This window comes from Maribellus comscasis (assembly GCF_009762775.1).
GTDB classification, from domain to species: domain Bacteria; phylum Bacteroidota; class Bacteroidia; order Bacteroidales; family Prolixibacteraceae; genus Draconibacterium; species Draconibacterium comscasis.
Genome location: NZ_CP046401.1, coordinates 2,748,604 through 2,769,245 on the forward strand (window position 1 = coordinate 2,748,604; position 20,642 = coordinate 2,769,245).

At 35.6% G+C, this 20,642-nt stretch carries 33 protein-coding genes and 1 tRNA gene; 6 read left to right on the plus strand and 28 right to left on the minus strand.

Going from position 1 to position 20,642, the window contains the following annotated elements; genetic code table 11:
• The first annotated feature begins 33 nt into the window (after window positions 1-33).
• Window positions 34-2,121 (plus strand): alpha-galactosidase, encoded by a 2,088-nt coding sequence (locus tag GM418_RS10770; RefSeq protein WP_158865927.1) that lies wholly within the window; start codon window positions 34-36, stop codon window positions 2,119-2,121.
• Between the two features lie 41 nt (window positions 2,122-2,162).
• On the opposite strand, the gene GM418_RS10775 is transcribed toward GM418_RS10770, so the two are convergent.
• The gene (locus GM418_RS10775; RefSeq protein ID WP_158865929.1) at window positions 2,163-3,506 is read right to left on the minus strand and encodes a Gfo/Idh/MocA family protein; all 1,344 of its coding nucleotides are present in this window, start codon (window positions 3,504-3,506) and stop codon (window positions 2,163-2,165) included.
• Window positions 3,507-3,690: 184 nt separating this feature from the next.
• Between GM418_RS10775 and GM418_RS10780 the strand changes: the two genes are divergently transcribed.
• A tRNA-Met gene (locus GM418_RS10780) sits at window positions 3,691-3,766 on the plus strand.
• Window positions 3,767-3,913: 147 nt separating this feature from the next.
• On the opposite strand, the gene GM418_RS10785 is transcribed toward GM418_RS10780, so the two are convergent.
• The 8 genes from GM418_RS10785 to GM418_RS10820 form a co-directional block, all read right to left on the minus strand.
• The gene (locus tag GM418_RS10785; protein WP_158865931.1) at window positions 3,914-4,279 is read right to left on the minus strand and encodes a hypothetical protein; all 366 of its coding nucleotides are present in this window, start codon (window positions 4,277-4,279) and stop codon (window positions 3,914-3,916) included.
• Window positions 4,269-4,751: a hypothetical protein gene (locus GM418_RS10790; RefSeq protein ID WP_158865933.1), complete on the minus strand. Its 483-nt coding sequence runs from the start codon at window positions 4,749-4,751 to the stop codon at window positions 4,269-4,271. Before GM418_RS10790 ends, GM418_RS10785 begins: the two co-directional genes overlap by 11 nt.
• Window positions 4,741-5,469, minus strand: coding sequence for a TIGR04255 family protein (locus tag GM418_RS10795; RefSeq protein ID WP_158865934.1), 729 nt, complete (start codon window positions 5,467-5,469; stop codon window positions 4,741-4,743). The genes GM418_RS10790 and GM418_RS10795 overlap by 11 nt, the downstream gene beginning before the upstream one ends.
• A gap of 489 nt (window positions 5,470-5,958) precedes the next feature.
• Window positions 5,959-6,321, minus strand: a complete 363-nt coding sequence (locus GM418_RS10800) for a hypothetical protein (RefSeq protein WP_158865935.1) — start codon at window positions 6,319-6,321, stop codon at window positions 5,959-5,961.
• Window positions 6,322-6,411: 90 nt separating this feature from the next.
• The gene (locus GM418_RS10805) at window positions 6,412-6,615 is read right to left on the minus strand and encodes a hypothetical protein (protein ID WP_158865936.1); all 204 of its coding nucleotides are present in this window, start codon (window positions 6,613-6,615) and stop codon (window positions 6,412-6,414) included.
• A 20-nt stretch (window positions 6,616-6,635) separates the two neighbouring features.
• Window positions 6,636-7,118, minus strand: coding sequence for a hypothetical protein (locus tag GM418_RS10810; RefSeq protein ID WP_158865937.1), 483 nt, complete (start codon window positions 7,116-7,118; stop codon window positions 6,636-6,638).
• A gap of 16 nt (window positions 7,119-7,134) precedes the next feature.
• Window positions 7,135-7,377 (minus strand): hypothetical protein, encoded by a 243-nt coding sequence (locus GM418_RS10815; protein WP_158865938.1) that lies wholly within the window; start codon window positions 7,375-7,377, stop codon window positions 7,135-7,137.
• A 403-nt stretch (window positions 7,378-7,780) separates the two neighbouring features.
• Window positions 7,781-7,999 carry a helix-turn-helix domain-containing protein gene (locus tag GM418_RS10820; protein ID WP_158865939.1) on the minus strand — a complete coding sequence of 73 codons (219 nt, stop codon included), beginning with the start codon at window positions 7,997-7,999 and terminating at the stop codon, window positions 7,781-7,783.
• Window positions 8,000-8,248: 249 nt separating this feature from the next.
• On the opposite strand from GM418_RS10820, the gene GM418_RS10825 reads away from it, so the two are divergent.
• Entirely contained in the window at window positions 8,249-8,506 is a 258-nt protein-coding gene (locus GM418_RS10825) for a hypothetical protein (RefSeq protein WP_158865940.1), read from the plus strand.
• 46 nt (window positions 8,507-8,552) lie between these two features.
• Here the strand turns inward: GM418_RS10825 and GM418_RS10830 are convergent, their stop codons facing one another.
• From GM418_RS10830 to GM418_RS10855, 6 genes are read right to left on the minus strand one after another with little or no spacing between them, the layout of a single operon-like run.
• Window positions 8,553-8,942 (minus strand): hypothetical protein, encoded by a 390-nt coding sequence (locus GM418_RS10830; protein ID WP_158865941.1) that lies wholly within the window; start codon window positions 8,940-8,942, stop codon window positions 8,553-8,555.
• Between the two features lie 12 nt (window positions 8,943-8,954).
• The gene (locus GM418_RS10835) at window positions 8,955-9,260 is read right to left on the minus strand and encodes a hypothetical protein (protein WP_158865942.1); all 306 of its coding nucleotides are present in this window, start codon (window positions 9,258-9,260) and stop codon (window positions 8,955-8,957) included.
• Window positions 9,261-9,297: 37 nt separating this feature from the next.
• A complete protein-coding gene (locus GM418_RS10840) occupies window positions 9,298-9,564 on the minus strand; it encodes a hypothetical protein (protein ID WP_158865943.1) in 267 nt (88 codons plus the stop codon).
• A 16-nt stretch (window positions 9,565-9,580) separates the two neighbouring features.
• The gene (locus GM418_RS10845) at window positions 9,581-9,742 is read right to left on the minus strand and encodes a hypothetical protein (RefSeq protein WP_158865944.1); all 162 of its coding nucleotides are present in this window, start codon (window positions 9,740-9,742) and stop codon (window positions 9,581-9,583) included.
• Window positions 9,743-9,748: 6 nt separating this feature from the next.
• Window positions 9,749-9,967, minus strand: coding sequence for a hypothetical protein (locus GM418_RS10850; RefSeq protein ID WP_158865945.1), 219 nt, complete (start codon window positions 9,965-9,967; stop codon window positions 9,749-9,751).
• 11 nt (window positions 9,968-9,978) lie between these two features.
• On the minus strand, window positions 9,979-10,209 hold the full coding sequence (locus GM418_RS10855) for a hypothetical protein (RefSeq protein WP_158865947.1): 231 nt from the start codon (window positions 10,207-10,209) through the stop codon (window positions 9,979-9,981).
• A gap of 159 nt (window positions 10,210-10,368) precedes the next feature.
• Here GM418_RS10855 and GM418_RS10860 point away from each other — a divergent pair, with 159 nt between their 5' ends.
• The 3 genes from GM418_RS10860 to GM418_RS10870 are packed head-to-tail and all read left to right on the plus strand — an operon-like array spanning window position 10,369 to window position 11,158.
• Window positions 10,369-10,629, plus strand: coding sequence for a helix-turn-helix domain-containing protein (locus GM418_RS10860; RefSeq protein WP_158865949.1), 261 nt, complete (start codon window positions 10,369-10,371; stop codon window positions 10,627-10,629).
• Window positions 10,626-10,949 carry a hypothetical protein gene (locus GM418_RS10865; protein WP_158865950.1) on the plus strand — a complete coding sequence of 108 codons (324 nt, stop codon included), beginning with the start codon at window positions 10,626-10,628 and terminating at the stop codon, window positions 10,947-10,949. Before GM418_RS10860 ends, GM418_RS10865 begins: the two co-directional genes overlap by 4 nt.
• Window positions 10,946-11,158, plus strand: coding sequence for a hypothetical protein (locus GM418_RS10870; protein WP_158865952.1), 213 nt, complete (start codon window positions 10,946-10,948; stop codon window positions 11,156-11,158). Before GM418_RS10865 ends, GM418_RS10870 begins: the two co-directional genes overlap by 4 nt.
• 45 nt (window positions 11,159-11,203) lie before the next feature.
• Here GM418_RS10870 and GM418_RS10875 read toward each other — a convergent pair whose 3' ends face one another.
• The 13 genes from GM418_RS10875 to GM418_RS10935 form a co-directional block, all read right to left on the minus strand.
• Window positions 11,204-12,169 (minus strand): TIGR02594 family protein, encoded by a 966-nt coding sequence (locus GM418_RS10875; RefSeq protein ID WP_158865954.1) that lies wholly within the window; start codon window positions 12,167-12,169, stop codon window positions 11,204-11,206.
• Between the two features lie 195 nt (window positions 12,170-12,364).
• A complete protein-coding gene (locus GM418_RS10880) occupies window positions 12,365-15,661 on the minus strand; it encodes a phage tail tape measure protein (protein WP_158865956.1) in 3,297 nt (1,098 codons plus the stop codon).
• Window positions 15,662-15,684: 23 nt separating this feature from the next.
• Window positions 15,685-16,131 (minus strand): hypothetical protein, encoded by a 447-nt coding sequence (locus GM418_RS10885; protein ID WP_158865958.1) that lies wholly within the window; start codon window positions 16,129-16,131, stop codon window positions 15,685-15,687.
• Complete coding sequence (locus GM418_RS10890; protein ID WP_158865960.1) at window positions 16,128-16,490, minus strand: hypothetical protein; 363 nt, start codon at window positions 16,488-16,490, stop codon at window positions 16,128-16,130. The genes GM418_RS10885 and GM418_RS10890 overlap by 4 nt, the downstream gene beginning before the upstream one ends.
• Window positions 16,491-16,621: 131 nt before the next feature.
• A complete protein-coding gene (locus tag GM418_RS10895) occupies window positions 16,622-16,894 on the minus strand; it encodes a hypothetical protein (protein WP_158865962.1) in 273 nt (90 codons plus the stop codon).
• Entirely contained in the window at window positions 16,872-17,402 is a 531-nt protein-coding gene (locus GM418_RS10900; RefSeq protein ID WP_158865964.1) for a terminase small subunit, read from the minus strand. The genes GM418_RS10895 and GM418_RS10900 overlap by 23 nt, the downstream gene beginning before the upstream one ends.
• Window positions 17,403-17,513: 111 nt before the next feature.
• Window positions 17,514-17,735, minus strand: a complete 222-nt coding sequence (locus GM418_RS10905) for a hypothetical protein (RefSeq protein ID WP_158865968.1) — start codon at window positions 17,733-17,735, stop codon at window positions 17,514-17,516.
• 34 nt (window positions 17,736-17,769) lie between these two features.
• Entirely contained in the window at window positions 17,770-18,435 is a 666-nt protein-coding gene (locus tag GM418_RS10910; protein ID WP_158865970.1) for a hypothetical protein, read from the minus strand.
• 3 nt (window positions 18,436-18,438) lie between these two features.
• A complete protein-coding gene (locus tag GM418_RS10915; protein WP_158865972.1) occupies window positions 18,439-18,663 on the minus strand; it encodes a hypothetical protein in 225 nt (74 codons plus the stop codon).
• 2 nt (window positions 18,664-18,665) lie between these two features.
• Window positions 18,666-19,022 carry a hypothetical protein gene (locus GM418_RS10920; RefSeq protein WP_158865974.1) on the minus strand — a complete coding sequence of 119 codons (357 nt, stop codon included), beginning with the start codon at window positions 19,020-19,022 and terminating at the stop codon, window positions 18,666-18,668.
• A gap of 52 nt (window positions 19,023-19,074) precedes the next feature.
• Window positions 19,075-19,575, minus strand: a complete 501-nt coding sequence (locus tag GM418_RS10925; protein ID WP_158865977.1) for a hypothetical protein — start codon at window positions 19,573-19,575, stop codon at window positions 19,075-19,077.
• Window positions 19,544-20,401 carry a hypothetical protein gene (locus tag GM418_RS10930; RefSeq protein WP_158865978.1) on the minus strand — a complete coding sequence of 286 codons (858 nt, stop codon included), beginning with the start codon at window positions 20,399-20,401 and terminating at the stop codon, window positions 19,544-19,546. Before GM418_RS10930 ends, GM418_RS10925 begins: the two co-directional genes overlap by 32 nt.
• Window positions 20,394-20,606 (minus strand): hypothetical protein, encoded by a 213-nt coding sequence (locus tag GM418_RS10935; protein ID WP_158865979.1) that lies wholly within the window; start codon window positions 20,604-20,606, stop codon window positions 20,394-20,396. Before GM418_RS10935 ends, GM418_RS10930 begins: the two co-directional genes overlap by 8 nt.
• Window positions 20,607-20,642 lie beyond the last annotated feature (36 nt).

Sequence of the window (20,642 nt, forward strand, 5' to 3'; positions counted from 1 at the left end):
GTAATTTTAGACTTCTAATTTGTGTACCTAACTATGACCGGGAACAAACTGAAAAGGCGGGATTTCATCCAGATTTCAGGCACCGTAGCTCTTGGAAGTGCCTTTATTTTTCCATTTGAAAAGGTTTTGGCAAATGAAACCGATAAAAAAAAGGAAAAAGGGTTTAAACTTTCCCGACCTCGCTGGATAATATATGAAAACGGGAGTTACGATTTAATTTCTGAAGAAATAATTTTAAAAAACTGCAGACCTTCTATTAACGGGCAGGGAGTTATGCCAAGAAATGTTTTTCTCGGAGACTCTCCAAAAGGAAAAAGAATTGTGTATGAGTTACCCGAAGGTTTCCTGATGCTTGATTTAAAAACAAATAATGATTCTATCTCTATAGGTGCAGAACTAAGCGGATTTTCGCGGGCTCCAAGATGGTTTCATCCAATTTCGCAAGCTGAAGTTTTTGGCGTAAACCGATTTTTTAAACAAGGTTACGGAACAGGAAACGAATGCGGTGTTTTTCCTATTCCCCGACTCGAGGGTTTATCCGGAAATATTTTAACGAATGAAGCGACCTGGAGTCATGATAGTTATTTAAGTTTTGCATTTCTGGGAAAAAATGAAACCATTGCTATTGGAAACATCGATCACTCACGTTTTTTGCATAGAAGCACAATATACAACCGTATTCATCAGAAAGGACTGGTAAACCAGATTATTGATGATGAAAAAATATTTTTTGAATCGGGAATGTTGCTTGAAGATATTAAAATTGATAATGAGTACATAAAGCTTCCTGAACTGTATTTTTATACCGGCAACCGGGCATATGAAACGATGCTGGAATTGGCCTGGAAAATCAGTGAGGGAACAAATGCGCGCCAAAGTTCCATCACCAGTTATCATTGGACCGGTAAAACAGGTGAAGCAAATTCATTCGAAAAAATACAAACAAAAATAGACTACCTGCACAATTTGGAACCTTCCATCCCGCTGCATTCTGTTATTATCAACAAAGGGTACTGCAAAATTGGTGATTGGCTGGAGCCTAATGAAAACTGGCCGGGAGGCCTTGACAGAGCAGCCCGGGAAATTTTTAAAGATGGTTATCGGGCCGGAATCTGGATTGCTCCCTTTGTCGTAGCCGAAGACAGTAAACTTTTTAAACAACATCCGGACTGGACAATCAAAAATTACCAGGATAAGCCAATTCCCCATAGTATCGACGGAGAGGGAACATTTTATGCGCTTGACGGCAGTCATCCGGGATTTCAAAAATATCTAAGAAAAGTATTCGGGGAATTGAGAAAAAGCGGATACATTTTTTACGAAACGGCTTATATGGACTGGGGCTTAATTGATTCATGGGATATAAAAAGGGCAAAGCCAGGAAGAACATCTGTACAGGTATTCCACGATGTATTACAATTAATAAGAGAAGAAATCGGCATGGGTAGCATGTGGATGATGGACAGGACTCCGTATGGTGCGGCAATTGGATATGCTGACATCGTTAGAATCAATAAAACACTTCAAAGCCCTGAAGAATGGAACGATCCGGCCATTCAGAATATGATTAAAGAATCGTATTACTCTCATTATTTCAATAATATTTTTTGGCAAAACAGCCCCGGTGAAATTTTTCTCTCCGATTCGGGTGGTAATTTATCAGAAAATGAAATTTTAAGCCTTGCATTGTGGCAGGGAATCTTAGGCGGAGCCATTGGAACAAACGAAGAATTAGACAAACTCGACAGCAAACAGCTACGATTCTTCCGGTTTTTAGAACCCAACAAACGACAGCAGAATGCGTATTTACCATTCTGGCCCGATGAAGATGAAATAAAAGTGGCTGTTAGGGTATATAAACAAAATCGAAGCTGGGGTGTGCTTTTTTTCAATGATAAAGATAGCTCAGTTGAACGAACTTTTAATATAGCCGATTTAATTGAAAAAGACGATACATTCGTTTATGGTTGGTATCCTGAAGTTCCAATTGCTTTTGGTCGGTTGGCGGAAATAAGAATTACTCTTAAACCACATCAGTCGAGATTATTCTATTTCTCTGAAAATAATGAATACCCACCGGGAGATTTGACTTTGGGAGGAAAAGAATCAGATGGATTGTAATAAAAATGCCCCGTTTCCGAGGCATTTTTTAATATTATAAATTATATATTTTCCGGAATTACATAAGGAGGGCGATAATTTCTTTTCAGCAATTTATCAGCTTCTGCGTCATTTACAAATCGCTCAGAATCCGGGTCAAAAGTCAACACACGTCCTAAACGATAAGCGATATTGCCTAAATGCGCCAATCCTGAAGAAAGATGAGCTGTTTCAACCGGTCCGTTTAAAATGGTTTTATCATGGGCACGAACGGCTTCAATAAAGTTTGCAAAATGTCCGTCAGTACCACCGGCGCCTCTGTCATATTCAGATCCGGACATCGCTCCGTCGCTGCCTGATTTACCAGGTTCTCTTTTCTGACCTAAATATGTTTTATAACTGTCGTATCCATCAACAACAAGAACACCTTTGTCGCCATAAAAAATATTTCCAACAGTAACTCCTTCTTCCGTGTTTGTACACCACGGACGAACTTCAAATTGAATAATTTTATCTTCTTCAGGATAATGATAAACTGAAGTGAGAACTTCCGGTACTTCTTTTGCATCATCCCAGAGGAATTTACCGCCCATTGAAGTTATCTTTGTTGGCAAACCAACATCCAGTCCCCACATACACAAATCAGTTTCATGGATTCCCTGATTACCTACATCCCCATTTCCGTATTCGAACGTCCAGTGCCAGTTATAGTGAACTAAATTTCTTGTGAAAGGTCTTTTCATTGCCGGACCAGTCCAAAGATCATAATCAATTCCATCCGGAACCGGTTCAAAACCTGCATCGCCAATACTTGGACGCCAACGAAAAACCAATCCACGCGCCATATATACGCGACCAATGTATCCGTCTCTTAACAAACCAATAGCCTCGTTAACAGCCGGCGAACTGCGCAACTGAACACCATGCTGAACAATACGATCGTATTTTTCAGCAGCCTCCACCATTTTACGGCCTTCCCAAATGTTGTGTGAACCGGGTTTTTCAACATAAGCATCTTTTCCCGCCTGGCACGCCCAGATTACAGCAAGCGAGTGCCAGTGATTTGGAGTAGCAATACTAATTACATCAATGTCTTTGTTATCCATGATACGACGAAGATCCTGTTCCAATGCGACATCTTTGTTGTATTTATCCTTGAAATCTTTTTGTCGTTGTTTCAAAAGATTCATATCCGGATCGCAAAGTGTTGTTACTTCTACATTATCCTGAACCATAAAGCCCTGGATGTGACTTTTCCCACGACCATTAATACCCAAAACGGCTGCATTAATTCGGTCATTTGCACCAAAAGCCTCAGCCGGAATGATACTTGGCACAGCCAATGCTGCGGCAGCAGTAGTTGCTGAATCTTTTATAAACTTTCTCCTGGATTGATTTGAACTCATAACATATTAGATTTAGTGTTTATATCAAAAATTTAAATTTCGTAAAAAAAATCGGGAATTGAAGTATTTTAGAAAAAATTGTTTTTTATGTATTAAATATTCTGAATTGAATTTTTGCAGATTCCATAAAAGCTATTATATTTGCAACCCGTTACGAGGAAATTTCATTGAAATAAAGATATATTGCGGGGTGGAGCAGTTGGCAGCTCGTTGGGCTCATAACCCAAAGGTCGTAGGTTCAAGTCCTGCCCCCGCTACCAATACAATCATATAAAAGTCTGACAGTTAGAATACTATCAGGCTTTTTTTATTTAATTGGGACACATATAGGACACCATAAGACTTTTGCCCAAAAAATATAGTTGTTTTTGAATCCGAAACCAAGAAAGAAATATCCGAGAAATTGGTTAACTTTCCTCTTGAGTATTACTTTCATCAAATAATTTGATAATACTCTTAGCTGTTTGGATAGTATATTGAATTTCAAATGGTTTGATATTCTTCGCATAACGATAGTCCATTTGATTTCTCTTTTTTAAAAGCTGTTCTAACTTTTTTCCCGCCTTTTGTTTTGAAATATCTGGAGATCTAAGTAATTGGTTGTAGACCTCTTGATGAACACTAAATCCTTCATTTATAATATTCAGTTGATCTTTAATATAACCAAATGCTCCATAATATGCTCTATTAACGAGAGACCGATAATGAGCTTCCGTATTTCCATTGCTAATTTCTTCAGCAATAGTAATAAAATCTCGAGGATTAAAGCGCATAAGGTTCAATAGAGATATTAATTTTATCTATCAATTCAGTTCCCAAATCAGCTAAAATATCAATGAAGTCTTCAGAAAGCTTATCGCTTTCTTCCCATTCCATATTAGAAAAAACATTAATAAACAACGTCTTCCAATTAGGGGCTTCTGAGAATAGTTCCAGCTCTAATAAAAACTTATTATGAATATTTTTTTTAAAATACCCATGGAAAATTGGCAGATATTCGATTAACAGCGCATTTTCGATTAGAAAATCTATTTCATTATAGTTAGATGCAAACCTGAACAAATCACTAAGATATTCCTTCAATTGGATTCGTTGTAATACAATAGAATACCCATTTTCGACAAGAAAACTTTTAGACTTTAGTGAGGGCGAGTCAAGTTTCTCAGCAATAGGTTCTATGCATTCTGTTATAACAGAATTTGAACATATATTATCGTACCAATTAAATATATTTTCACTGCTCATCAAATTTCTGTTTACTATGATTGGTTAAACTTTTTGAAAAGGTTTCTCTCACTACACTATGTGCATTTGAGACCCATCCCATTACATCATTGGGAACTTTCTCAATCCTCAACACGTAATATTGAAACAGAACAGGAGCCACGTATCCGGGTTCTTGTTTTATTGTCTGAAGTTTCAAAGCTAATACTTCTTCATTTGGAACAATGCTATTTTCAACACGCAAATCAACTGAACTTGTATTATTATCAACATTTTCAGGTAACACTGGGTAATAGTTAAAATGCTCCTTTATTTTACCCAAATTATGATCTCCTACATCAATTTTATTAATCGTCCGAAAACCTACTTTCTCAATGTCGACTTCCGGCATAATCTCTTTAAAAAAGCTATAAGCAATTTTTATAGTATTATAGAATGACTCCCAGCCATGATAAGGTGGCAACTTATTTACAGTAAAAAGTCTATCTGAAAGCTGAACGAGTGTACTTCCATCATTGCTCTTGTACTGATAAATATTTTCATTTCCTCCCAATAGTCTTAAAGATTTTTTGTTTAATTCAATATTTACTGCAGAGTTTTGTCCAACTTTTGGTAAGACTGTCTTTATTTTATCATAAAACAATATCGGTACTATTGGCTGCCAGTCTTTTGAGTTAAAAAACAATTCAAAAACAACTTCAACTAAAGGTGGATTTTTATATTGTTTTCCGGGTTCCATTTTATTAAATTACTTTTTTCTAACAAATCTAATATAAAATAAAAGATCATTTCATCAAATAAATTTGAAATTTCCATTTTGAAATTAAAAATAAACTCTGGAAATATTCATCAAATATTAACTTTATTTTCCACAAAAATACGATAAATTTACGAGACAGGGTTAAGATATAAGCTGATTAAATTAATCTTGTAACACGAAATTAAATATTAACAAACAAAAAACAGTTTTCTAATTCGCTACCTCGGTGATGAGTTTTGTAATCTATCTTAGGCGTGAATGTCAAATAATCAATTTGAATTATTTTTAGATTTTCATTTTATGAAAAAAGGATAAAAAGGGCCAACCCTGGGGGTAACCCTTTTAATTTGTCTCGGCAAAAGCCAATATTTAAACGGGGTAACAGTATTTTATAAAATATTTGAAATCCAATCCTGAATTTGGGTCCAGTTTTCAATTACCCAACCAATCAAAACGACATATTGGAATTTATTTGATACTTACAGCGTTCGCTTGAAAGGATTTCAATACTTTATAAACTAAATCGTTTGCTTCTGAGAACACATTTCTCTGTAATTTGGGAATAATAAAAATACAAGAAACATCGATACTTATTTGATAAGGTTCGTTTTTATTCTCAACAGAGAAAGAAAAGTCATGGTGAGTAAGTTGTAAATTTTTAGAAAGTTGGTTTATAATATTTTCCTCCAACTCCTTTTTATTTGCCAACTGACTACCCGTTAAACCAATAATAAAAATTTTAACTCTGATGTAAATTTCAAGTTCGAAAGGTGGATTCCCGCCATTTATGCATGAAGAAACCTTTATTTGCTCTAAATTTGCAGTTTTCATAGTTGATTTATTTCTATTATTTATTTTAGAATTAGAGGAAGGTTATCTGAAGCCCTTGTTCTTGGATACTAAAAGTTATTTAACAGCATCTTAAACTTCTCTATCAATCATTTCATAACCATTTTCTTTTAATACTCTGACAATGTCAAGCTTCCATTTAATTCTTAATGCTTTCTTGCTAAAATGAATATCCATTGTATTCCCCTGGTTTTTTGGAACTACATAAACAATTTTGTCCATATTAATCACTAACGGTTCTCCGTTTTCAGCTTCTGCAGTCATAAATTTAGCCATTGGTTTAAATTTTATTGTTATTAATTATGTGATTTAATTTTATCAAGTTGTCTTTTAAAAATATCCGGGCATTCAATTGAATATTCTTTACATTTACTTATGTATTCCCTCAGAAATTCTTTTTCTTTTGGATGTTTTTGTTTTTTGTAAAGGATTCTCAATCTGTTTGGCGAATGGCGAGCAAAGCTCTTCATAAAAGGGCCTCCAATATGCTTGTACATATGAACCATACATTTTTCATATTCAAGAATTGCTTTGTCTATCATTCCGCTTTTTTCATATTCTATTCCCTTATTATTGAATTTAACAACTGGACTATTAACCAAACTCCATTGTCTATTCCACTCCCTTAATTCTTTGGTCTCGCGCTCAACTTCATTCATGAAATCGTCACCTTCACTTCTGACTCTTTTTGAAGAATAGTTTTTGTTATCTTTTCTTGTCAAGTATGAGAAGAAAACAATGGCTCCGATAATTATAAGGATTGTAATGAGAGTATCCATAAATAAGTTTTATGAGTTATGAAATTACTTTAACCACGTATATAATAGCTCCGATTATTGTAATTATTGAAGCAATAAGTCCAAGCGTATCTGCGAAACTTGATTTCGAGCTTTTATAGGTCTCATTAGGTCGATGATTCTTTTTTTTAAATTCAGCCCATTCTACTTCTCCTTTTATCCAAAACATTACGCTAATAATCGCAGCTGCAACTAGAAACATCGATATATATTCCAGAGAAGGAGAGTTCTCATTCCTCATATATAGCCAGGGACCAAAAACAAGAATACCTATCATTCCTGTTCGTCGAATTGTAATCTTAGTCCTCTCATCCATTTGGGTTAAAGATAGTTTGGTTACTACCAAATTTAACAAAAATTGAAATGATTAACCTACTATCTTCTGGACTGTTCTTGCAATTTAGATTAGATCTGCATTATTAAAATATTTCATGCCGAGAACCAGGCAATTTGAACAGCTGATTTTCCAGTAGTCATCTATTCAAAATATAAACTTATTTGAGGTTATTCTGAAGATACAGAAAAACCGAATTCTAAAATTTTAGAAAACGATTCTTCTAACTCTCCAGATCCGGAAGAGCTTTTTTAAATGGGTTCAGCGCGCTTTTAGGGGTATGGGTGCAAGTGCGTTTGGGAGTACAACCTTACTGAACAAACATTTCACCATTTCCGGCCAAGAGCCAGTTAAAATTTACATTGAACTTTTCATGAATCCGGTATAACACTTTTTTACTTACTGATTTAATTTTACCTGATTCAATTGCACCGACATAAGCAATCGATACTTGCAGCTCTTCAGCAAATTTGGATTGAGTCAACTGAAGTTGTTTTCTGATTTGAATAAAACGCTCTCTTACATTCATGACGTATAAATTTTGTTACTATCCAAAATTAATTGAGCCCGGGCTGTGATTCAATACCTCATTTATGGTAAAAAATTGAGATAATTTCAGGTATTTCCACAAATCATTTTTTCTAAAAATATTAAAACTCTAAATATCAAACAGATATAGTTGACTGAAAATCTGTCCTTTTTTTTTCGAACCTGATTTTACTATTTCGCAGGGCGAGGCAGGGCGCTCTCGAAACTTCAAATTTTTAATGCGACAACTATGTCTAAAAAGAAAGTTTCGAAGGCAAAAAGACCTGCTACAAGTGAAATTAATGAAACAAAAATTTCAAAAATTAAATTCTGGATTTTCTCATTTGAGAATGTTGAAGTTAATCATAAAACACTTTTGATGTTTTATCTATTTGTTACTTGCATTTCAGTAATCGGTATTGTATTGTTTATAGGCTTTATGTGGAGCCTGGTTCAGTTAAATATGTTTGAAAAAGTAATTGAGCTAGTTAAAACAATAAAGGCATAAAAAAACCTCCCCGGAGGAAGGTTTGATTGACCTGAATTTTTATTTACTATTCTGATGTGGCCTCTCTATTTTTGTGCTCATCAATTCGCATTTCTTGTTTATCTTTCTGGATTTTATCCTTAAAAACAGAAAGTGATTGTAGCGCCGTATTTTTTATGACTTCATTATGACTCCATGGATCTGGACTACAATTTTCAACTAACGAATGAGCATATCTCAAGATGTTGTTTCCTATTTCAGCTTCGTTTTGTATGTCAGTCAGCTCAAACATTAATTTTGACAAACTATCAGCCACTAAAGTGTAAAGTGTGTATGCATAATTACTTGAAACTACAATTTCCAAATCCCCAAGCGCTTGCATACCAGAAAAAATGTTACTTACTGCCATTGCAGCAACATATTCTTCATTAATTCTTTTTTCTACTGTTTTATTCATAATACATTGATTTTATTTAATTTCTAAAGTTTTTAAATCTTCGGCTAATTGATGAAGTAAGAAAACATAGGGCACAGCTGGTGCAATGTCTTTTGCGTCGGTTTCTCCATTAATTACCGCTGCCATCAACTGAGAAACGCATATATTTTGGTCATTTAATGCAATAGCATATTTACTACCGTTTGCTTTCTCAAAAATTCTGTAAAGTCCTCGAAGGTCAATTTTTGAAGGACCTATTTTCATAATATGACCGTCAATCTTAATTTTATGGGGTTGACCGTTTGCCATGATTGTAAATTCAAATGTTTGATTTTCCATATCACTAAGTATTTTATGATTAATATTATATTTCAACTCACTTTTCATAACCCAAAATCATGTCATGCTCTACATTGTAAACAAAAAAACCTCCGTTATACGGTACTTCAACTATCGACCCTTTAACCACGCAATCATCAATGTTTTCACTGTATAAGTCTATGCCAAGGTCATTTAATTTTGATGTAGCTTTATCAATAACCTCACACCCGATTGCATAAGGATTGGAGTCTAAAACGGGATGCCAGTCTAACGAGACATACCTTTTTATTGTTCCGTCTTTGTATTGAATTACATTTTCCATAATGAATCTATTTTGATTAATAATTAGAACTTCTCTTACTCATATCCCGCAAAAACTTCTGTTCATTTGGGGCCAAATTACTACTACCGGCTTTTCTGGCCAGCCTTTCTACAATCTTCCTTTCACCACCCGAAAGACATGATGTATTGATTCTCATTCCTGATACCTGGATTCTCATATCTTTCTATTTTAAGTTGTTTCGTTTAAATGAAATAAGATATTGAAGGTCGATAGAACCGGTACTACATGATGTCGCCTGTTCTAAATCTTCTTTTGATACGATGCATGAAAGTTCATCCTTGCCAGACATTTCAACCGTTAAAGTATTGAAGGTTATCAACTTCATTTTATGATTTCCGTACCTGACTATTCTTGCGTGTGGTAATTCAGCTAAAATTCTCATGCTTGTATTTTTTAATTGTATTGATAACTTTTCTGTATTTCAGCAATGGTTTCCCAACGTACGCAGTCCATTTCTTTCTGTATTTCATCATTAGTTAACCACTGTTTGTTTAAATAGCGTTCGTACGAGTTAAGATATTCCTGCAAACCCATTTCGTTTACCATTCGCTTTTTTGCTTCTCTCATTTTTGCTCCGCTTAGGTTGTTGTTGTCGGGCATTTCTGCTGTAAGTACGTTATTCATTTTGCCTTTTTTATATTAAAACTTAAATATCTTTCATGTTTTTACTCTACAAATTTAAACAACGTTTTAATTATATACAAATATTATTTGAGTTTTTTACAAAAAAGCATGAAAGTTATTTATGTTTTGTATATTTGTGATATAAATAACTCTAATGATATGTTGCGAATAAAGGAAATTTTAAAGGACAAAGGAATTACCGGAAAGCAGTTAGCTAAAATGACAAGTGTAACTCCATCTACGATAACAAATATTGTTCAGGAACGAAACTTCCCAAAACCTGATTTACTTCAAAATATTGCTATTGCTTTGGATGTAGATATCAGGGACCTATTCACCCCCACCAAAGACACTGAAACCGATTTCAATTTTAAATGCCCTAATTGTGGCACTCAATTAACTGTTACCAGTAAGAAATGAAAATTGAAGATTTGCAAGGCGAACGGATGTTTATAGTCAGGGAAGCTGATTTAAAAGCCTTAATTCAGGGATATAACGCTATGAATGATAGGCTGGAAAGGATTGAATCAAAACTCAACCCTAAAGATGAAAAGCCCGTAAACGGCGCCGAGCTACTTTACACCAAGTACATTATGGCCGATTTAAAACGCTCTCGCAAAACCATCGACAGATTAATGAAGGATGAATTTAATCCGCTCCCAATGGTTTTGATAACTCCGCGGAGGCTGGCTATACGAAGAGACAAATACGAAGCATGGAAGCGTCGACAAGGATTATGAAAAACAATCCAGAAAATACACTCGATGATCGTCACGAGGGTTTAAACCTGTACAAAAGCAGTTGCCCAAAATGCAAATATTATACCTGGGGAAAATACTCATGTGAAGCGTTCCCAACTGGAATACCGGATTTAATTCTTTCAGGAGAAGATTTACATTATAAACCACTAGATGGTCAAAAAAACAGCCTTGTTTTCAATCCAAACTGAATCAATTCCTAATCGGATAATTAAAAAATTTATCTCTAAAGTGATTCACAGAGGCCATCTATAACTTAATATTCTTTCCTTTGGATAAGCTTTTATTTTTATTGTATTATCATGATTGCCACCTAACAGAAAAACATTTTCACTATCTTCCCCTGTATATAACCCAGCTTGTCCTTTCCATGAGCTTACGTCTTCAGCCCAAAGAACAACAACACATCCGATTCGAGGCTCTTCTAATTCCATTCCCCAATCTAACCAAGAGCGATTATTTGCCTTTCCACTACCATTTATTCCAACATGATAAAAACACCAATTTAAGAAAGTTGAATTCCATGGAATTTCATCGTTAGTAATTCCTTTAATATTTGACTCTTTTGCATATTTCAATATTTCTGGATTGTCTTCCTTGCCAGGTATTTCAACTATATTTTTTTGCATTTCATCTTCTGCAGCAATAAACCAACTGGGTTTAGAATATTCCAGTGAAGACCTCGGAGTTGTTTCTATTCTTTGAAGTTGAGCAGACTTTTTTACAATTTCACTTTGCTTTCCATTAATCATCCCGGTTAATTCGGTTATGCGATATTTCAATTCTTCATCGTCAGGATTGTTTAATAGCGAAAATTTAGCTTCTGATAATTGTTTGTACAATAAATCTCTGCCAGTTTCAATAGAATCAATATCATTATATAATAAATACTTTGTATTAACCAATGCCTCAATTGATTCTTTATAAACTATCCACCTGTTACGAGATTCATTTGAATATGACATCTTTGCAAAATATTCGGCAATATCTCTTCTTACCTCGAGATCTTTGTCTATTGCGTAGTTAACAAACTGAGAAAGGTGTTCATTTTCTTGCCTTACTCTTTCAAATTCAATCTTGCTATTTTGAATTGAATGATTTAGTATTAGTGAAACAATTCCAATGGCTACTGTTCCTACCCAAAACCGTTCTCTATTCCTTTTGATTTTCAGCTTCTCTAAATCAAATTCTTCCTGAGTCATAATATTTACAATTGAAGTCTGATATAGTTAGTTTGCTTCCAGCTAACACTATATAAGTAAACAAGTTACAACAATACAATAATAAACACAATAATTTTTATCATTGGAGAGCAAAAAAACCGCCCAGGTGTTAACCCGGGCGGATGTCATGAGTCAAAAAGAGACATATAAATATGAAAAGTAAAAAGAATATTGTTATAATACGGCCTTTCTAATCTGTTCAGCGGTTTCCTTTGTGTGTTTTCTTATTTCATGTAACTCCGCTGTATTGTCCCTGATATCTTCCAGAACTTCCAGCGAATCTTCAGCAATACTTAGCTGCCGGAGCATGGTGTCATCCATATTACCGAGGTCTATTCTCATGCCTGTAAGCTGGCCATATAAAAGAGATACGCTTTCTTCTGTGGCTGTAATTGCCGAACCGCTCTGAGATTCATAACCCGAGCCTGCACCTGTTAAGTCTAACCCGCTGGCTTCCTCAGCAATATCAAGTAAATTCTTTCCTGTTTCAAGTATCCCGGCAAATTTTGATCTCAGTAGCTCAATTTCAGTCTCGGTTAATCCGTCGGAATCATTCATATAATTATAAAGCTCCTCGTTCCATTGTTGCAAAAGGGGAGTTAGTGATGATATTTTTAATGAATTAAGAACAGCGTCTCTCATCATATCTTCAAAGTCTGATGCAAACGCCTCCATTCCTGTTTTGCCTTCTTTAAATCCCTGTATAATTGAATCAGCCAGAGACTCGCCTGTAAGTAAGGTTAAGTCAGAATATAACGTATCCAGCCCTTTTTGAGCCTCTATAGCTTCATTAATAACCTCTCTCGCATCATCCGAAAGAACTATTTCACCATTTCCCCATGCCTCAATAAACTTATCAATATCCCATCCTGTAGTTTCAGAAACATAATTTCTCATATCGAGATATTCGCTCCAATTGATTGGCCTGTTACCTTTAAAGAATGGAAAGTTTTCCTGATGCTGTTTCCACCCTTCCTGAAGAGTTTTATACTCATCACGGGTGTATATATTCATCCGGTTTAACTCTTTATTAACGTCCTCAATTTTTTGTTTATAATCAGCTGCCTGTTTACCGGCTAATGCAAACCAGTTTTCACCCGAAATTGAAGCCAATAGCGATGCCTGAATTTCAAGGCTCCGGTTAATTGCGTCCAAAGAGTTTTTTAATTCATCAGTGTTATCATTTTTTGCAAGCAACCCAATTACATTTCCAATTGCTCCCAAACCGGATGCAATGGCCCCCGGAATATTCCCTACTGACAAATTTGTAAAAGCACTGGAAGCGTTAAAAGCTAAATCGGCCATTTTCCCGATGGCTGACCCAAGTTCCTCATCGAATTCACCTACTGCGAAACTCAAAGCTCCCATTACCTCTGATACATCACTCAAGCCGTTTGAAATTTCTTCGTATAAATCGCGTTGGAGCTCTAAACCGTTTATTTGCCGGTAAAGTATTTCTAACTGCTTTTGCTCCTCAGTGGTGAGTTGTTTCATTGGTTTAAGGGTTTCCTTAACTTCCTTTTCACCGGAAATAACAGGAGCTCCTTTGGTTTTTATTTGAAGGTTTTCATAGTATTTCCCGGCCATTTCTTCTATTCCCCTGATTTCCTCTAATAGCCGTAACCTTTCTTCAAGATTGGCTTTTCTGGCCTCATCTGAAGGGAATTCTGTTACATTGGTTAACTCTGCCAAAGCAACTTCACGGGCATGAATCTGGCGAAGAATGTTTAAATAGTTTTCTTCATCTTCATTTCTTGCAGCCCTGGCAGATGCTTCTTTCTGACTTCCACCAACACCGCCCCCTGTTTCATCAATATTCAATTCTGATAAAATATCACGGTAACGTTTTACCCACTGGTTAATTTCATTTGTGTCCTGACTTAATCCAATCCTTTCATTTACAGCCTTCATGAAATCATCTTTAAACTCTCCAAACTTCAAAGAACCGGGGTCATATCTTTGAATCCAATTATCATATATAGAGCGCCATACATTGTACGGATTTTCTTTCATAGCCCTGTCAATCCCTTTTTGTAAATCTTCAACAAAGAAACCAGCCGTTGACATTCCCCTTGTGTCGGAAACGTATTTTACCATATCCTCCAAAAGATTTCTTTCTTTGGATTGGTATTCACCCATCTTTTGATAAATCTCCTGGTCAGCCGTCTTTACTGCAACATCAGCCATCATTGCGCGTGTAGCATTTGTTTGGGCAATGGCAATGTCTTCTAAGGTTGATTTTTCAGTTAACAGGTTTTCAAGATATTTGCCGTACTTTTCATTTATGGTCTGGATTGCTTTTGCTCTTCTGTCGGTTCCGTCGGCTGCATCATTTAGAACACCAAACAGTGTACTCATTTCTGTTTGTGCCTTGTACAAATCAGTAACAACCTTTTGAATACCGTCTTTATCCTGGAATATCTTGTTAATTATCTTAGCGATTGAGTTGCTTTTTTCGACAAGCTTGTCGCCATATCCGGAGAACGATGCAATAATATTATTCCAAACCATTTTCCATTGATTGGCCTCAGCTTCCGACGTTATACCGAATGCTTTATCAGTGGCGCCTTTTGCTTCTTTTCCAAGTGAGTTTAAATCTTCCGCTGCTCCTTTTGCATTTTTACCAGTGGTTGCAAGTACAGCGTTTACACCTTCAACCCTGCCTATTAATTCTTTCAGTTTGTTCTGTGAACCTCCGGCCATATCACGTACAGCTTGTAAACCTTCCTGAAAGGTCATTGTATCTGCCCAACCATCACCAAGAGCATCGTTCATACCAATAATGGCACTCCTTATTTGTGTAAATGCTTCACTGGTGGAAGTACCCTGTTTTGTTATGGTTTGGATAGCTGCAAATATCTCATCTGCATCAATATTATTTGCGGCTGCCAATGGCGCAACCTGTGCAATATTAGCAGCCAATTCTCCAAAGGTAGTTTTACCCCTCTCTACAGTTTTAAACATGATATCGGCCACCTCAGTAGCTTTCTCGGCTTCCAATCCCCATGCGTTGATAATGGTTGTCAATCCATCTGCCGCCGTTGCTGTTGTCGATAACCCTGCCGTTGCTGCTTTACTGGCTACATTAAGAATATCTAACCCTTTGGCGCCGTCATACCCGGCACTTACAATCTGGTAGAATGCTTTTGAAAGTTCGACACCTCCATCGGGACCACCTTTTGAAATATTTAGGATAGCATCCGATATCCCTTTTAAATTGTCCTGTGTAGCTGTGGAAATGGTCTGAACTTCTTTCATGGCCATTTCATAGTCTTTTGAAAAATCGTATGCTTCTTTACTCATTTTCGCAAATATTGCGCCGGCGGCCAGTGGCGCCCATACATCAACCCGCTTAACAGAATTTGCCAAATTCCCGATTATTCCCTCCGCTTCTAACGATTTGCGTCTTAATTCATCATTACTCATGGTATTGATGAAATGAAGCCCTTGTATTCCTCCAACTACTGACATTGTAAAATATTTTAGTTCAACAATTATTTTTTAAGCTCGTCCATTATTTCACGAATTAATTTCTTTGTCTGAGGAATTGAGCCGGTAATAACATCTTTACCATTTGCCTCAACATAAACCCCATACTCCATACCTGCCACACCAACCAACACATATCCCATAGGATAATCAGCTATTATTGCTTCAGCTAACCTAACTCCGTATGTTTTACCTTTTGCTGTTTGTTTTTCGGGTTCGAGCCCTTCTATTGCATTAATTATGATACGGCGGTTTTTCGCTACAACGTAGCCAATGGAGGACTGTAAATTTCCGGTGTCATCTTTAAATTCTTTATTTAATCGAGCCCTACGTAGAAACTGTTCCCCTGCGTATTTTAAAAGTTGCTGCGTTTGCCATTCTGCATCTTTCACCTGTTTATCCAATGCCCGGAACATGGCACCCATGTTAGTCACAATCATTTTTCCTTTCATTTCATCGTTTTTGAAAGATTGACCAATAGATTACTCAACTCATTATCCCCTAATTCCAAAGGTTTAACCTGAGAGCAATCGTAAACAGTCCCGGAGGATGTTTTTACTGTAACGGATTCTATTTTCTCTCTGCAAGCAATATCCAGTACAGCTTCAATTTGCCCCAGTTCTTTTTTTGTTTGCTCCCATACTTCTAGCTTTTTTTTCTTTTGCTCCGGGTCTGTTTCAATCCGGTAACTTATTTGGTACCTGAAAAGCAAATTCCGGAGACTTAAACGAATGTGTTTTAATGTTTCATCGTGGAATTGTTCAGGTGTGATATATCGTATTTTTTCCTTCTTTTTTGTCTCGTTTTTCATTGTCCTATGATTAACATTGTGATTAATAGAGTATGTGAAAAAATTTAACTTTCACTATTTCAATTAATTACAAATACCCTTATTTTTAACTATTCCCATATTTTATACATTTTGCCAATTTTCGTTACTGTTTACTGTCTTTTTGTCCCTGACCATTCATAACGACCATTGTCCGGAATTAAAATAGAAGAACCTTGAAACCTATCCCAAAAATCGGGAGGTAACTCAGCGTTGTAATCCGTACCTATGTACTCTTTACCATCCTTCATAACTATACCTGCAAAACTATCTGGTCCCATATCAAAAGGTTCACCTCCAATCATCTCAACAGTTCCCTCAGCTAACCCTTTTAGTAGACTTATCTTTTCCTCCCTAGACATATCATTTATGATGTCTCTTGTCATAGTTTTCCAATTTTCTAAGTAAAAATTCATCAATCATTTCATCACTCCAGTTATCAATTTCCATTAATAATTTTTGCGGAGCTTCGTAACCCAACATTCTATTTAACCTGTCAATTGCTCCAAGCTTGGAAGCTAATTTGTAGTTAATGCCGTTTGGAGTTACTCTGAATGATTCGACAGCTAAAGCTTGAGTCGGTGTAAGCTCATTAAATGGTTTAAGTTTCTGCCCTTCAAAAAAATCTGTAAAATTAGTTTCGAGTATAGATACCAGCTTCATTAAAATTTGATCCTTGCTGATATTAACCTTCTGTTGGGTATCTTTTTGTAGAGCTTGAATCCTTTTTTGGATGTCAACAAAAGTCAACAATCGTTGTCCCTGGCTTTTGGCCGTTCTTTTAGAATAACCTGCCCTAATAGCTGCTTGAGTTGCATTCAAGTCAATGAGATACTCTTGACAGAATCTTTCTCTCTTTGGAGACAATTTTTGTATGTTGTTTTTTTCCTTCATTAAATTAGGTTAAGGCCCCGGTGTGGTTAAAACCGGGAAGCCTTTTGTTACAGCCCGCGTACCACTTTTATCAAACAAACTGGTTATCAAGGTACCGGGCAAGTGGTTTCTTTACTCATCATTGGTAATTTTTACCACATCGCCTGAAAACCGACCAGGTTTACTAAAAGCATCATCACTCATTAATTTTTTATACTCTTCCTCCGAAAGTTCTTTATCCTTCAGATATTCGTCAACTGATTTTCCTGACTCAAAACAGGCAATAGCATCAGCCATTCCGTAACCTTTTGACTCAAGCTTTTTAAGTGCATCAATGATTGTTTTCTCTGCCATGATTATGAATTTATTTGATTAATAGTGCATTTAACTATTCCACATTTGTTAGTTCAAACTTTACTGGTTTTCGAAGCCACAAGAAAAAATTTGGATCCGGATATATTTTTATAAAATCCGCTAACTTATTTTCACATGTGAAAAATTCTTCGAATGCAGGATTAATAGCATCAGATATTGATGTTTCTCCAATTTCATGAAGGATATCCTGAATCTTGTTGTAAGAGGTACAAAAGTTCTGTATGTTATCCCAGAGTAGTTTTTTCTCTTCAGTGTCAATAACGATTGTAAATTCCTCATCAACAGCATCAATAAAGGATTGCCTGAGTTTTACATCTTTGCCACTCATCTGTATATCTTCAACAGTAACTTTCGATTTCCCGATAGCATTTGTTAAGGAAGAATGGACCTTTTGGTATTCGCTTATGTCAATTGATATCGCATCATTTAGAAGGGCTCGACGCAAACGTTCAGATTTCCACTTGAGACCGTCAACATCTTTTTTTGCTTCAACAAGTAGAATCTGTCGTACATGTTCGGAACCATTTTGATAAAATCCTTTTAGATGTTGGGTGCTTGGCTTAATTCCATCAAGTTCAAGTAACTTATTTAAGTCTTTGACATGAGGAATAACACGTGAGGCAAGCTCAATGGTTGCCCTAATTTCAGTTTCATTTTTATGAATAACTTTTGCTTCCATAATTTATTTCTCCTTTGACCATTGGTTAAGATCGTTTTTAAATGTTGTAAGATTTTCAACCTCGTTTCGATGTTTGGAGGAAGAAATTTGATTAAACTCCTCTTCTATTTCTTGGACAACCTGGTTAATGTCAGAATCATCATTAATTTGACGGCTGTTTAACAAGCTGGTAGGAATACCTTTTTTCTCTAGGCGTTTCCCGATCTCTACAATTTTTACATTTGTCATTATTAAAAATTATTTAGTTCAATATTAAATCCTTCATCGTTGAGCATTTCATACATTTCATTTATCGTAAACCAAGTATCAAAGAGCATTTCCAAATAATATCTTGTAATTTCGAAATCATTTTCTCTTAAGTCAGGCTTAAATGTCCGAGATAGCCTTATTCCACAATCAATTAGCAAATATCTTTTTAGCCGTTCTTTTACGAGGTCGCGTCTCAAGTCACACACATAACAACAGTATTTTAAAACTGCATGTGAATCAAAACCTATTAGCTCGTAGAATCTTTGGGAAGCTTCTTTGGACATCAAACCATTGAGACCTACCGCATAAAAAACGTCATCGCAGTACGGTAGTGTCAAACCATTTTTTCGATGTGTTAATCGTATTCTTGTTCCTGATATTTCAATAAAATCATTCATACTCGTATAGCGTATTTAGAATTTTGGATTGTTCCTCACTATTCATTTTTGATATAATCCGACCGCGTTCTTGCCGGTATTCCCTGCAAGCTCGAAGAACTATTTGGGGATTAAACTTTCCGTAAAATTCGCCGTAAAAACCTTCTCTTATGCGATGAAATAAAAGAGTTAGCTCTGCCATGTTTAGCATGCCAATCTCTTCAACCATATATTTAGCTGTAGGACTAATTTGAACTTGCATTATAGAAAAATCCATATAAATACAAAGATTTGTCAACCACAAGGATAATAAAGCTTCAGGTGTTTTTGTGTTGTAAGTTGCAGCTACCTCACGTAAATTAATCTTCTTCGAAAGTAAAGCGGACTTTTGAGTTTTAAATTCGCGATAGCGTGAGGCGCAAAAATCAAAGTTAAATTGCTCAATGAATTTAACTCCCGAATTACAGAATGTTTTAAGTTCGTTAACCCGCGTCTTGCATTGCTTGCTTGGCAATTTTCCGGGTTTCAAGCTTGGACTGCTCATTATTAGAGCTATGTCCGTTGTTTGTTCTTTTTTTGTTTCCATTTCTTAACTCATATAGCATCGCATCGAACCACAATTGGTCCGTCGATTTCATTTTCATTCTTAATTTCTCGGTCTTTTGCACAATCTTTTGATAGAAATTATTGATTTCTAACAGTTTCCACACTTCCCTGATTTCGTGTTTTGTTTTTCCGTCGTTTTCAATCAACAGTCGTATAGGGTCAACCCAATTTTTATATTTGGCTTTATCTACATGCGTTGTTGAAAGATTGTGTTTGTGTAAATTATTTCTAATTAACTGGTGAAATGACAAAGCAATTTTAAAATATTCGTTCTCTGGAGGACTGAGAGTCGATTCAACGACCTCAGTTAATAATAGTTGTTTTGGTTTAGTTTTAGGTTTAGTTTTATTAATGTTCCCTTTATTACCTTCTTTTTTACTTTCTAGATTGCTTTCCTGATTACTTTCTTTTGTAGGTTCAATTGATTGTAATTTGGAAAGTAATGAATATGAACCGGCATTTCGCGTAGTCCCTTTTTTGTAATCAATTATACCAGAATCTATTAATTTTTGCCTAGCAGTGATTAAATTTTTTGAACGAGTTCCTACATCAGATTCTAGTCGACTATTTGGATACTTAAACCATTCCTTCCAACCGAGTGAATTATTGCGAAGTAATAATTTAAGAAACATGTGCGCCTCTAAATGACTAAAACGTTCCTCCAAATCGATTTTATCAAATCTTTTTATCAATTCGAAAATTGGGCCTGAATTATATTTGCTATTCTCACCCATGACGTAAGAGAGTTTTAAGGTTGTTTTGGATTAAGTTTCTACGGAGCAACTCCATCTCTTGTTGTGAACCTGTTCGATGTGAAACATATTGACCGAAAGACCAACCTATAGGAGTTTCTTTCACGTCAAATAATTCAAGTTCCCCTGAATGTAAATCAATCTTTAGTCCATACTCGCTGATCTTTTCTTTTTGCTCTTGTTCCATATTTTGCTCTTTTATACTTCATTTCTTTAATAAAAT

Coding starts and splice junctions, on each gene's coding strand:
- GM418_RS10910 (WP_158865970.1), bottom strand. CDS start 18,435: ATGGAAGCAAAAGTTATTCATAAAAATGAAACTGAAATTAGGGCAACC.
- GM418_RS10845 (WP_158865944.1), bottom strand. CDS start 9,742: ATGAGAATCCAGGTATCAGGAATGAGAATCAATACATCATGTCTTTCG.
- GM418_RS10885 (WP_158865958.1), bottom strand. CDS start 16,131: ATGAAAGGAAAAATGATTGTGACTAACATGGGTGCCATGTTCCGGGCA.
- GM418_RS10800 (WP_158865935.1), bottom strand. CDS start 6,321: ATGAAAACTGCAAATTTAGAGCAAATAAAGGTTTCTTCATGCATAAAT.
- GM418_RS10850 (WP_158865945.1), bottom strand. CDS start 9,967: ATGAGAATTTTAGCTGAATTACCACACGCAAGAATAGTCAGGTACGGA.
- GM418_RS10795 (WP_158865934.1), bottom strand. CDS start 5,469: ATGGAACCCGGAAAACAATATAAAAATCCACCTTTAGTTGAAGTTGTT.
- GM418_RS10805 (WP_158865936.1), bottom strand. CDS start 6,615: ATGGCTAAATTTATGACTGCAGAAGCTGAAAACGGAGAACCGTTAGTG.
- GM418_RS10830 (WP_158865941.1), bottom strand. CDS start 8,942: ATGAATAAAACAGTAGAAAAAAGAATTAATGAAGAATATGTTGCTGCA.
- GM418_RS10900 (WP_158865964.1), bottom strand. CDS start 17,402: ATGAAGGAAAAAAACAACATACAAAAATTGTCTCCAAAGAGAGAAAGA.
- GM418_RS10915 (WP_158865972.1), bottom strand. CDS start 18,663: ATGACAAATGTAAAAATTGTAGAGATCGGGAAACGCCTAGAGAAAAAA.
- GM418_RS10895 (WP_158865962.1), bottom strand. CDS start 16,894: ATGACAAGAGACATCATAAATGATATGTCTAGGGAGGAAAAGATAAGT.
- GM418_RS10770 (WP_158865927.1), top strand. CDS start 34: ATGACCGGGAACAAACTGAAAAGGCGGGATTTCATCCAGATTTCAGGC.
- GM418_RS10875 (WP_158865954.1), bottom strand. CDS start 12,169: ATGACTCAGGAAGAATTTGATTTAGAGAAGCTGAAAATCAAAAGGAAT.
- GM418_RS10890 (WP_158865960.1), bottom strand. CDS start 16,490: ATGAAAAACGAGACAAAAAAGAAGGAAAAAATACGATATATCACACCT.
- GM418_RS10905 (WP_158865968.1), bottom strand. CDS start 17,735: ATGGCAGAGAAAACAATCATTGATGCACTTAAAAAGCTTGAGTCAAAA.
- GM418_RS10930 (WP_158865978.1), bottom strand. CDS start 20,401: ATGGGTGAGAATAGCAAATATAATTCAGGCCCAATTTTCGAATTGATA.
- GM418_RS10785 (WP_158865931.1), bottom strand. CDS start 4,279: ATGCGCTTTAATCCTCGAGATTTTATTACTATTGCTGAAGAAATTAGC.
- GM418_RS10855 (WP_158865947.1), bottom strand. CDS start 10,209: ATGAATAACGTACTTACAGCAGAAATGCCCGACAACAACAACCTAAGC.
- GM418_RS10935 (WP_158865979.1), bottom strand. CDS start 20,606: ATGGAACAAGAGCAAAAAGAAAAGATCAGCGAGTATGGACTAAAGATT.
- GM418_RS10865 (WP_158865950.1), top strand. CDS start 10,626: ATGAAAATTGAAGATTTGCAAGGCGAACGGATGTTTATAGTCAGGGAA.
- GM418_RS10835 (WP_158865942.1), bottom strand. CDS start 9,260: ATGGAAAATCAAACATTTGAATTTACAATCATGGCAAACGGTCAACCC.
- GM418_RS10790 (WP_158865933.1), bottom strand. CDS start 4,751: ATGAGCAGTGAAAATATATTTAATTGGTACGATAATATATGTTCAAAT.
- GM418_RS10840 (WP_158865943.1), bottom strand. CDS start 9,564: ATGGAAAATGTAATTCAATACAAAGACGGAACAATAAAAAGGTATGTC.
- GM418_RS10880 (WP_158865956.1), bottom strand. CDS start 15,661: ATGTCAGTAGTTGGAGGAATACAAGGGCTTCATTTCATCAATACCATG.
- GM418_RS10775 (WP_158865929.1), bottom strand. CDS start 3,506: ATGAGTTCAAATCAATCCAGGAGAAAGTTTATAAAAGATTCAGCAACT.
- GM418_RS10825 (WP_158865940.1), top strand. CDS start 8,249: ATGTCTAAAAAGAAAGTTTCGAAGGCAAAAAGACCTGCTACAAGTGAA.
- GM418_RS10815 (WP_158865938.1), bottom strand. CDS start 7,377: ATGAGGAATGAGAACTCTCCTTCTCTGGAATATATATCGATGTTTCTA.
- GM418_RS10870 (WP_158865952.1), top strand. CDS start 10,946: ATGAAAAACAATCCAGAAAATACACTCGATGATCGTCACGAGGGTTTA.
- GM418_RS10820 (WP_158865939.1), bottom strand. CDS start 7,999: ATGAATGTAAGAGAGCGTTTTATTCAAATCAGAAAACAACTTCAGTTG.
- GM418_RS10810 (WP_158865937.1), bottom strand. CDS start 7,118: ATGGATACTCTCATTACAATCCTTATAATTATCGGAGCCATTGTTTTC.
- GM418_RS10860 (WP_158865949.1), top strand. CDS start 10,369: ATGTTGCGAATAAAGGAAATTTTAAAGGACAAAGGAATTACCGGAAAG.